The sequence below is a fragment of the Chitinophaga sp. LS1 genome, from assembly GCF_034274695.1.
Taxonomy (GTDB): Bacteria; Bacteroidota; Bacteroidia; order Chitinophagales; family Chitinophagaceae; genus Chitinophaga.
In genome coordinates, this window is the sequence record NZ_CP128362.1 from 6,024,977 (window position 1) to 6,035,250 (window position 10,274).

The window sequence follows — 10,274 nt, forward strand, 5'->3', positions numbered from 1 at the left end:
TGATTAGTTTTGTGGTTCGGAAAATCCTTCAAAGGCGCTCTTTACAGGGCGGCCTATCCAGGCATAAGGTTGTCTGGCATGCAGGGCAAATGCAATGGTGGCAGCCAGGTCATATGTATATACAGGCTGTGTGATCACATAACCGGGTTTTACATCTTTGCCTGAAAAGATCATGGCAATTTCTGCTTCTTCAGGTGTGGCGCCGCCATGACTTTTGCCTTTACCACCATGGTCTGCAGTGATGATCACCAGTGAGTTTGGTGGGATGCTTTCCATGATGCGGCCAATGAGTGAATCGGTTTTGGCGACTGCCTGGTAGTATAATGGTGAACCATGGCCATATTCATGACCTGCATGGTCTACGTGATCGAAGTGCACAAAGGCAAAGAGCGGTTTCTCTGCACGTATATATTGAATAAAATCAATAGCGGTGGAGTCTTCTGTATTGAAATGGCGGTCATGATTGACGGCTTTCTTTTCGAACAGGCGGCCAAAATCATCCCAGTGGTATACCGCGCCGATATTGGCTTTGGGATATTGCTGGTGAAGTACGCCAAAAATTGTAGGGAAGATACCTTCTTCATTAGCTACTACCGGTGGCAGGGAATGTTTGTCGCGTTGCCAGTCATTGTCCGTGATGCCATGTTGTTCCGGGCCTGCACCCATGATCATGCTTGCCCAGTTGGGACTACTGCTGCTGGGTAGTACAGTCCTCACATTCCACTTTACGGCGCCGTGGGCGATGAGGTTATGCATCACAGGTGTTTTTGCCTGTTTGATCCCATCAGGGCTCATGCCGTCTACCCCGATGATGATGACGTGTTCGATACCTTTAGGCAGTTTCTCCTGTGCTTTCAGGAAGGCTGGTAATAATAAGATACAACCTGTCAAAAGTTTTTTCATATAGCGTTGATTATGATGTCCAGTGCATGGTCCATTTCTTCTTTGGTCGTAATCAGGGGCGGGTATAGCGATAATACCCTGCCGCTGGATACTTTGAAACTCAGTCCCTGCTCCAGGCAGCGGTACAATGCCTGCTCTGCATTGTCCGCTTCTATTGCCCAGAGCATTCCTTTGCCTCGTGTAGAATAACTTTTCAAGCGGGAACGGATATGTGCTTCCATTTCCATTACGTGATCTAATACCTTATATTCTTCCATGTAGTCCAGTGCAGCCAGAGCGGCGGCAGCACCTAATGGGTTCTTTTCATGGGTATAATGCCCCAATGATATATGTGCCGCTTTATTAAATTCTTCTTTACAGAGCATAGCAGCCATAGGCACCAGTCCGGCGCCCAATCCTTTGCCTAATACAACAATGTCTGGTACGATGTCGTATTGCTGCCAGGCGTAGAGGGTGCCGGTACGACCCATGCAGATAGGGATTTCATCCAGTATCAGCAGCACACCATGGCGGGTACATATCTCTCTCAGTCTTTTCCAGTATTGAGTTGATGGAATGATGACGTCTGTGCTGCGAATGGTTTCGGCTACCAATGCGCCAATATCGCCTTCTTTTTCGATGACATATTCTATGTAGTCTACATAAGCCATTTCATCTTTCCAGATGCCACGTTGTGTATCTGGTGGTGGAACATGGATATTACCGGGTAAGAGGGGGCCGATATCCTGGTGAAACTGGTATTCCCCACCTACGGAGATGCTATCCATGGAGGCGCCGTGGAAGGAATCGTACATAGAGATGGTCTTGTATTTTCCTGTAACCACGCGGGCGAGTTTCAATGCCATTCCGATGGCAGAGGTGCCACCCGGCGCAAATAATACCCTGCTTAGTTCTCCTGTAGTCAGTCTTTCCGCCAGCCGGATAGCTGGTTGGTTGGTAAACCTTCTGGGAGAAAAAGCGAGGGTATCCATCTGCGCTTTCACCCTGTCCGTGATGTATTTATTCTGGTAACCGAGTTGGTGGACGCTGTTACCATGGAAGTCCATGTATTTTTTGCCCTGGTGGTTGATGATGTATATACCGGCTGCGCCGGATAGTACGTCCATGCAGGGGGTAGAGAGTGATTGGTGCAGGAATACTTTTGCATCTGCAGCCAGTAATGCAGTTGTGGCGGCGTCTGTGTGCCGGTTCAACCATTGTTGGCGACTTTCGGATAGGTTTATATCCCCTTCTTTTGATGAAAATTGCGGTTGCATATTGGCAAATATCTAAAAGAAATAGTTTAGTTGGGCTTAACAAATTGTTAAGTAATAGTAAAAATAAGGGATGTGGTTTAATTTACTAATACTAAACAATTGAGAATTTTCGGATTTCGGCTGCGGCAAAACCCGAAAATTAGTCGTGGAGGGCGTTTTGCCTGTGGTTGGAGGCTGACAGGTATAAAAGACTTAATTTTTAATTAATGTTGGCTTAACCTAATCGCAACTTTTGTAAAATATATTTACAAATATTAAACTTTCTCACTAATGCATCGTTTACTTAAAAATGCTTCCGGCCCCTGGTTTACCATCTGGTGCCTGATCGCTTCTTTTGGCACTTACTTTTGTATGTATGCTTTTCGTAAACCGATGTCTACAGGTCTATATTCCGAATACACACTATTTGGGATGGGGTACAAATCCATCCTGATCATTTCTCAGGTACTGGGTTATATGACTTCCAAATTCATAGGTATCAAAGTCATTTCTGAACTGCGGCCGGCAGCGAGGGTAAAACTCATTATCGGGTTGGTCGGGTTTTCAGCTATTGCGCTGTTATTTTTTGGTCTGGTACCTTATCCCTATAATTTCATTTTCCTGTTTTTTAACGGTCTCCCATTGGGTATGATCTGGGGCGTAGTTTTCAGTTTTCTTGAAGGGCGTAAATACACTGAAGTCCTATCTATTGGTCTCAGCATCAGTATTATCGCGGCAAGCGGTATTTTAAAAACTACCTACCTGGAAGTCCATAGTCTCTTTCCAGGTATCTCTGAATTCTGGCTTCCATTTACTATTGGCGCCATCGCATTTCCTTTCTTCTGCTTTTTTGTGTGGATGCTTTCTGTCATTCCTGCTCCTTCCGAAGCAGATAAAGCACTACGGGCAGAACGACCACCCATGACGCAGGCAGACAAAACAAATGTGCTTCGCCAATATGGGCCGGGTATTGCCTGTATTATGATCGTCTACTGTATGCTTGCTACCATGCGCGATTTCAGGGATAACTTCTCTGTAGAGATCTGGAATGAACTTGACGCACACTGGAACAAAGCTGTCCTTGCCCAAACCGAAGTACTCTGCAGCATTTTTGTGCTGGTTGCGGTTGGCGCACTCAGTTTAATAAAGAATAATGAAAAAGCTTTTCATGTAACTATGGGTGTAATCATTGCTGGTATTGGTATGGGAGGTATTAGTACTTTATTATATCATGTACACCTCATCTCTGGATTTAACTGGATGTTATGGTTGGGCATAGGACTATTCTTAGCATATGTGCCCGTTCAGGTCGCTCTTTTTGAAAGGATGATTGCGCTGTTTCACATCCGTGCCAATGCCGGCTATTTTGTATACCTCTGCGACGCCCTTGGCTATCTCGGCAGTGTAGGAATACTCTTCTATAAAGAATTCTTTGCTAAAACAGTGAAGTGGTCAGATACAATGGCCCAGTTTAGTTGCATCATGACGATAGGTGGAGGGGTGCTCTTGATTACGGGAATGTTGTTTTTTAAAAAACTCTTGTTAAATAAAGAAATAAGCTACCAGGATTAAGGCAGTATCCTCCCCGATATTGGCTGGGCGATGCCCCTGTCTGCCATCAAAAAAGATGGAATCACCAGCATATAAGGTATGTTTCTCATTGTTGATCAGGTACTCGACGGTGCCCTGTACAATATATTTATATTCATAGGCCTCCGTCTTCACCATATTGGTTCTTTTCGCGCCTGGCTTCAGTTCCAGCATCACAATATCTACCGGGAAGTTCTTCAGGTTGCGCGTCATAATGCGCTTATATTTAAACCCTTTTGTCTTTTCTTTTTCGAATTCATAGTAGTCTTCGCTCCGCTTAACAATCACATGCGATGCGGTCGCCTGTTGCTCGATGCCCTTGAAAAATTCATTCAGGTCCAGGTCCAGCGAAGTAATAATATTCATCAATACCAGCAGAGAAGGAATAGTACGGTTATTCTCGATCTGTGAAATAAGACCCTTGCTCACTTCGGCCTTGCTGGCCAGCTCCTGCACAGTGATCCCTTTAGCTTTACGAATCTCTTTAATCTTGTTTCCGATTTGTATCAGTATATCTTCCTGCATAATATAAGATAAGGCTTCGGAGTAAAGATAGAATTTTTATCTTTGCTCTGTCGTGGGAAAATTACGCCTATACATATTAATGGGTCTCTTTACGCTGCATACCCTCTCCTTTGATCAGCTCATGAAGCTACCGGTACTGGTGATGCACTATATTGAGCATCGCGCACAAGATGGAAATCTGAGCGTGGTGGAGTTTCTTTCCATGCACTATTTGGGTGAGGATGTCAATGACGGTGACCAGGAACGCGACAACCAGTTACCCTTCAAAAAAGTAAGTACCACAACCGTTCATCAGGTATTCATACCATTTGCCAAAATTACAAATCTCAAAGTACAGGCGGTAACCAATATCACTATAAAATATCCGGAGCTGGACGACGATCGTCTTCCTAATCCTGCTACCAGTGCCCTTTTCCGTCCTCCACGTGCATAACCTCTTCTTACATATTTCTTAGCTAAGGAAGGCACCCTTCCTGAAATTTCTATTTGATCGAATCTGATATATTATGCTAAATAAAATAATTAGCTTTTCTGTAAAGAATAAGCTGATCATTGGGCTATTTGTAATAGCCCTTATCGGCTGGGGCACTTTTGAAGTCACCCGTTTACCCATCGATGCAGTTCCCGATATTACGGATAATCAGGTGCAGGTACTTACTGTATCTCCTGCTCTCGGAGCCCCGGATGTAGAGCGACTCATTACCTTCCCGATTGAACAATCCTGTAGTAATATACCGGGTCTGAAACAACTCAGAAGCTTTTCCCGCTTTGGGCTGTCGCTCGTTACTGTCGTTTTCGACGATGGAACCGACATTTATTGGGCTCGCCAACAGATCGCCGAGCGACTGGCACAGGTACAGGATGCTATTCCTGATGGCATCGGAAAGCCTGAAATGGCACCTGTGACTACCGGGCTTGGTGAGATCTACCAGTACGTAGTAAGGCCCAAAAAGGGTTATGAAGGTAAATACACCCCTATGGACCTTCGTACCCTGCAGGACTGGACGGTGCGCCGTCTCCTGCTCGGTACACCCGGTGTGGCAGACGTAAGTAGTTTTGGGGGTGAACTGAAGCAATACGAGATCGCCGTACGGCCAGAACAACTCAAAGCTTACGGCATTAGCATCGCCGATGTATTTAACGCACTGGAAAAGAATAACGAGAATACCGGTGGTGCTTATATTGAAAAAGGTCCTACCGTACTTTATATCCGAAGCGAAGGGCTGACAGGTAGTCTTGCAGATATTGAAAAGATTGTTGTAAAGAATCTCACCAACGGTGTACCCCTGCTTATCCGTGATGTGGCAGAAGTACACCTTGGCGCTGCCACCCGCTATGGCGCTATGTGTTTTAATAAAGAAGGCGAGGTCGCCGGTGCGGTCGTGATGATGCTGAAAGGCGAAAACTCCTCTGCGGTGATCAAAAGAGTGAAAGAAAAGGTAGCAGAAATACAAAAAGCATTGCCGGAGGGCGTGGTCATAGAGCCTTTCCTGGATCGTACCAAAATGGTGAACAATGCTATTCAGACTGTTGAGCACAACCTGATGGAAGGTGCACTCATTGTGGTATTCGTGCTGGTGTTCTTTTTGGGTAATATCAGGGCGGGGCTGATAGTATCTTCCGTAATTCCCCTCTCCATGTTGTTCGCCATTATCCTGATGAACAAGTTTGGTGTAGGCGGTAACCTGATGAGCCTTGGTGCGATTGATTTTGGTCTGATCGTAGACGGTACCGTGATCGTAGTGGAAGCAATTTTGCATCGGTTCTCGCATTCTAAGTTGTCGAAGATTACACAGGAGCAGATGGATACGGAGGTGAATAAAAGCACGGGAACGATGATCCGCTCCGCAGTATTCAGTCAGATCATCATCCTCATTGTATATATTCCGATCCTGTCTTTGCAGGGAATTGAAGGTAAGATGTTTAAACCAATGGCATTTACCGTGGCATTTGCCATATTGGGAGCATTCCTGCTTTCCATCACATATGTACCGATGATGAGCGCCCTGTGTCTGAATAAAAAGCTTTCTCATAAGGCCTCAATGGCCGATAAAATGATGGTACGCCTGGAACGGTTCTATCAACCGTTGTTGGGACGTGTAATGAACTTCCCAAAGACTATTATTGCAGGTTGCGTGGTATTGATGGCAGCAGCAGTGATCATACTCGGACAAATGGGGGGTGAGTTTATCCCACAACTGGAAGAAGGTGACTTTGCCGTAGAAACCCGCCTGCTTACTGGTAGTAACCTGAAAACGACTATCAAAGCCACGCAGCAGGCCTCTGGTATCTTATTGAAAGAATTCCCCGAAGTAGAAAAGGTCGTGACGAAAATAGGTAGTGCGGAAATTCCTACAGACCCGATGCCGCTGGAAGCTGCGGATATGATGGTGATCCTGAAAGATAAAAAGGCATGGACCTCTGCAAAGACCTTCCCGGAATTGTCTCAGAAAATGACAGAAGCGCTCTCTGTGGTACCGGGTCTCAGTGTTGGTTTTCAGTTTCCTGTACAGATGCGTTTCAATGAATTGATGACAGGTGCCCGTCAGGATGTGGTGTGTAAGATCTTTGGTGAAGATCTTGACTCACTCGCATTCTATGCGAACAAACTGGGAGAGGTCATCCACACCGTGAAAGGCGCGGTGAATCTTTATGTTGAGAGCGTAACCGGTATGCCACAGATCGTGATCAATTACAACCGCGATGCCATGGCCCGCTATGGCCTTAATGTTAGCGACATTAACAGGGTGGTGAATACGGCCTTTGCAGGTCAGCGTGCGGGTGTGGTTTATGAGGGCGAGAAGCGATTTGACATGGTAGTCCGGTTAGCTGGTGAAGCGAGACAGAACATCTCTGATGTAGAAAACCTGCTGGTGCCTGCTGCCAATGGTATGCAGATACCACTATATCAGGTGGCGGAAATTAAAGAGATCGAAGGACCGAACCAGATTCAGCGTGAAAATACCCGCCGTCGTATAATTGTCGGTTTCAACGTAAATGGTCGTGATGTACAGACCATTGTACAGGAGCTGCAACAGAAGGTAGCTGTGGAGGTGAAATTGCCTTTGGGATACTCTATTGTATACGGCGGCGCTTTCGATAACCTGACAAATGCCAAACAGCGTTTATCTATCGTAGTGCCGATCGCGTTATTGCTGATCTTCCTGTTATTATATTTCGCTTTCCAGTCTGTGAAACAGGGTTTGCTCATTTATACAGCGATCCCATTGTCTGCTATCGGGGGCATCTTCGCTTTATGGATACGTGACATGCCGTTTAGTATCTCTGCCGGCGTAGGTTTTATTGCGCTCTTTGGCGTGGCAGTATTGAATGGTATCCTGCTGGTGAATGAATTTAACAGGTTGAAGAGTGAAGGCTGGCATGATGTACGCCGCATTGTGATCCATGCAACCAAGTCCAAACTGCGTGCGGTATTGATGACGGCATTGGTTCCATCACTGGGCTTTATTCCAATGGCTGTCAGTGCAGGTGCTGGTGCAGAAGTACAGAAACCACTGGCCACCGTGGTGATCGGTGGTTTGATCATATCTACGATGTTGACGCTTTTTGTATTACCCGTATTATACATCCTTTTTGAAAAAGGATTCCGCTTTTATAAAAAAGGGGTTGCTGTGGGCATACTTTTGTTGGTTGGAACAGCTATGAATGCGCAACAAAAGGTCGGCTTGCAGGAATCACTGGATCTGGCGGTAAAAAATAACCTGCATATCAAAGCAGCGAAATCTGGGGAAGATTATTATGCCATGTTGCGCAAGAGCAGTTTCAATCCTGAGAAGACACAAATTGGTGCGGAATATGGACATATCAACAGTATGGCGAATGATAACAGGTTCACCATCTCTCAGGGAATTGATTTTCCTACTGTCTACAAGCGCCAGCGTGATCTGGGTATTGCACAATGGCAAATCAGTCAGGCCAGTACCCGTAACTCAGAGAATGAGCTGAAGGCAAAGGTGAAATCTACTTTCTACCTCCTGCTGGTATTACAGGAAAAACAACGACTGCTTCAAAACGCGGATAGCATCTATGCAGCCTTTGTAGCCAAAGCGACCTTGCGACTCAAAACCGGTGATACCGATGCACTGGAAAAAGCGACGGCAGAAAACCAGCGCTTACAGATCGCCTCGCAACTGGCCATCCTGCAAACAGACTATAATGCCGCATTACAATTGTTTGGTGTGTTGCTAAACAGCACAACGCCTGTGGTTCCAGCGAGTGATACCCTGGTATACCACCCGGCAGCACTGCCGGACAGCAATAGTCTGAACAACTCCCCTATCCTGCAATTGCAACAACGACACCTGGATGCGACCAGTGCCGAATACAAACTGGAAAAGAGCAGAATGCTGCCTTCTATTAATATAGGTTATGCAAATAGCAGCATTATCGGCTACCAGAATGTAACAGGAACTGACAGGTATTACGGTGGCGGCACGCGCTTCTCCGCAGTCAGTGCAGGTGTAGGCATTCCTATCTTCGGTGGTGCACAGCGTGCGCGTATAAAAGCAGGTAATATCCTCATTCAACAGCAGCAGCAGGAAATGGCGGCTAATAAACAGCAGCTGGATCAGGAACTGAACCGGGCATTGACCAGCTATTACCGATACCAGGAGCTGTTAGCATCATATATTTCTATCCAATTGCCCAATGCCGGTATCCTGATCGAAGGTGCCAACAAACGATTGTATAGTGGCGAAAGCAGTTACCTCGAATGGACGATCCTGATCAATCAGGCCATCGAAACACGGAGCAACTATTATAATCTGATCATAGAAACAAACGATGCCGCTTTTGACATCGAGAAAATCAGCGGAATTAACTAACTTATTTAAATACTCAACATGCGGGATATATTAAACGTTCTTGCAAGCTCACTGATCATCATGACCGGCTGTCACTCTTCATCCGGTAATAAGGAAACGACCAAAACGAATGCTGTAGATAGCAGCAATATCGTACAATTGTCAGCTATACAGGTCAAGAATGCAGGTGTCATCACCGGGAAGCCTGAACTGAAAAAGATGCATACCTCACTGAGGGTGAACGGTGTGATCGACGTACCTCCTCAAAACCTCGTCTCTATCAGCATCCCACTGGGTGGGTATCTGAAGACCATGAACCTGCTGCCGGGGATGCAGGTAAAGAAAGGACAGGTATTGGCAGTGCTGGAAGATCCGCAGTATGTACAGTTACAGGAAGATTACCTTGTGGCCAAAAACAAGCTGACCTTCCTTGAAGCAGATTTTGCCCGTCAGCAGGAGCTGAACCAGTCCAAGGCGAACAGCGACAAAGTATTGCAACAGGTAAAGAGCGACTATGAAAGCCAGAAGGTGATCGTACGTTCTCTCTCCGAGAAACTGCACCTGATCAACATCAATCCGGCAAACCTGCAATCATCAAACATTAGTCGCCAGATCAGCATACCCGCACCCATCAGTGGATTTGTAAGCAAGGTGAATGTAAACACCGGCAAGTATGTAGCGCCTACTGACGTGTTGTTTGAACTGATGGATCCGGCCGACCTGCACCTGAGTCTCACTGTATTTGAGAAAGACATTTCTCAGATCAGTCATGGGCAGGAAGTGATTGCCTGGTCGAATAACAGCAGTGAAAAATATCAGGCGGAAGTACACTTCATTACACAGGGTGTAGATGAAACACATGCTGCAGAAGTACACTGTCACCTGAAGAAATACGATAAGCGACTGGTACCGGGTATGTTTATGAATGCTGAAATTGCATTGAACAATGCGCAGGTAAAAGCATTACCGGATGCTGCGATTGTAAAGTGGCAGGGTAAAAACTACGTGTTCAAAGCGGATACCGGCTATATGTATACCATGGTGCCTGTAGAACTAGGTGCGCATACTGATGGTTTCACTGAAATCAAAACTGTTTTACCTGAAGGAGAATATGTGATAGACAATGCCTATTCTGTTCTCATGAAAATGAAGAATAGCGGAGAGGATGAATAATAAAAACAGGGGCTGGCATTTTCTG

General features: G+C 45.9%; 7 protein-coding genes. 4 read left to right on the forward strand and 3 right to left on the reverse strand.

Annotation, left to right across the window (positions count from 1 at the left end):
• Nucleotides 1-3: 3 nt before the first annotated feature.
• Both QQL36_RS24835 and QQL36_RS24840 read right to left on the reverse strand, forming a co-directional pair.
• Nucleotides 4-903, reverse strand: coding sequence for an alkaline phosphatase family protein (locus QQL36_RS24835; protein WP_083725745.1), 900 nt, complete (start codon nucleotides 901-903; stop codon nucleotides 4-6).
• Entirely contained in the window at nucleotides 900-2,159 is a 1,260-nt protein-coding gene (locus tag QQL36_RS24840; RefSeq protein WP_321567144.1) for an aspartate aminotransferase family protein, read from the reverse strand. Before QQL36_RS24840 ends, QQL36_RS24835 begins: the two co-directional genes overlap by 4 nt.
• Nucleotides 2,160-2,429: 270 nt before the next feature.
• Between QQL36_RS24840 and QQL36_RS24845 the strand changes: the two genes are divergently transcribed.
• Nucleotides 2,430-3,710, forward strand: coding sequence for a DUF5690 family protein (locus QQL36_RS24845; protein ID WP_083725759.1), 1,281 nt, complete (start codon nucleotides 2,430-2,432; stop codon nucleotides 3,708-3,710).
• On the opposite strand, the gene QQL36_RS24850 is transcribed toward QQL36_RS24845, so the two are convergent.
• Nucleotides 3,681-4,253, reverse strand: a complete 573-nt coding sequence (locus QQL36_RS24850) for an XRE family transcriptional regulator (protein WP_321567145.1) — start codon at nucleotides 4,251-4,253, stop codon at nucleotides 3,681-3,683. The genes QQL36_RS24845 and QQL36_RS24850 overlap by 30 nt on opposite strands.
• 52 nt (nucleotides 4,254-4,305) lie before the next feature.
• Between QQL36_RS24850 and QQL36_RS24855 the strand changes: the two genes are divergently transcribed.
• The 3 genes from QQL36_RS24855 to QQL36_RS24865 all read left to right on the forward strand — a co-directional run bounded on the left by QQL36_RS24855 (nucleotide 4,306) and on the right by QQL36_RS24865 (nucleotide 10,249).
• Nucleotides 4,306-4,686, forward strand: coding sequence for a hypothetical protein (locus tag QQL36_RS24855; protein ID WP_143708949.1), 381 nt, complete (start codon nucleotides 4,306-4,308; stop codon nucleotides 4,684-4,686).
• A 73-nt stretch (nucleotides 4,687-4,759) separates the two neighbouring features.
• Nucleotides 4,760-9,097 (forward strand): CusA/CzcA family heavy metal efflux RND transporter, encoded by a 4,338-nt coding sequence (locus tag QQL36_RS24860; protein ID WP_321567146.1) that lies wholly within the window; start codon nucleotides 4,760-4,762, stop codon nucleotides 9,095-9,097.
• A gap of 18 nt (nucleotides 9,098-9,115) precedes the next feature.
• On the forward strand, nucleotides 9,116-10,249 hold the full coding sequence (locus QQL36_RS24865; protein ID WP_083725766.1) for an efflux RND transporter periplasmic adaptor subunit: 1,134 nt from the start codon (nucleotides 9,116-9,118) through the stop codon (nucleotides 10,247-10,249).
• Nucleotides 10,250-10,274 lie beyond the last annotated feature (25 nt).

Bases quoted from the DNA above. Each gene is read 5' to 3' on its own strand.
- QQL36_RS24860 (WP_321567146.1), top strand. From the start codon at position 4,760: ATGCTAAATAAAATAATTAGCTTTTCTGTAAAGAATAAGCTGATCATT.
- QQL36_RS24845 (WP_083725759.1), top strand. From the start codon at position 2,430: ATGCATCGTTTACTTAAAAATGCTTCCGGCCCCTGGTTTACCATCTGG.
- QQL36_RS24850 (WP_321567145.1), bottom strand. From the start codon at position 4,253: ATGCAGGAAGATATACTGATACAAATCGGAAACAAGATTAAAGAGATT.
- QQL36_RS24835 (WP_083725745.1), bottom strand. From the start codon at position 903: ATGAAAAAACTTTTGACAGGTTGTATCTTATTATTACCAGCCTTCCTG.
- QQL36_RS24865 (WP_083725766.1), top strand. From the start codon at position 9,116: ATGCGGGATATATTAAACGTTCTTGCAAGCTCACTGATCATCATGACC.
- QQL36_RS24840 (WP_321567144.1), bottom strand. From the start codon at position 2,159: ATGCAACCGCAATTTTCATCAAAAGAAGGGGATATAAACCTATCCGAA.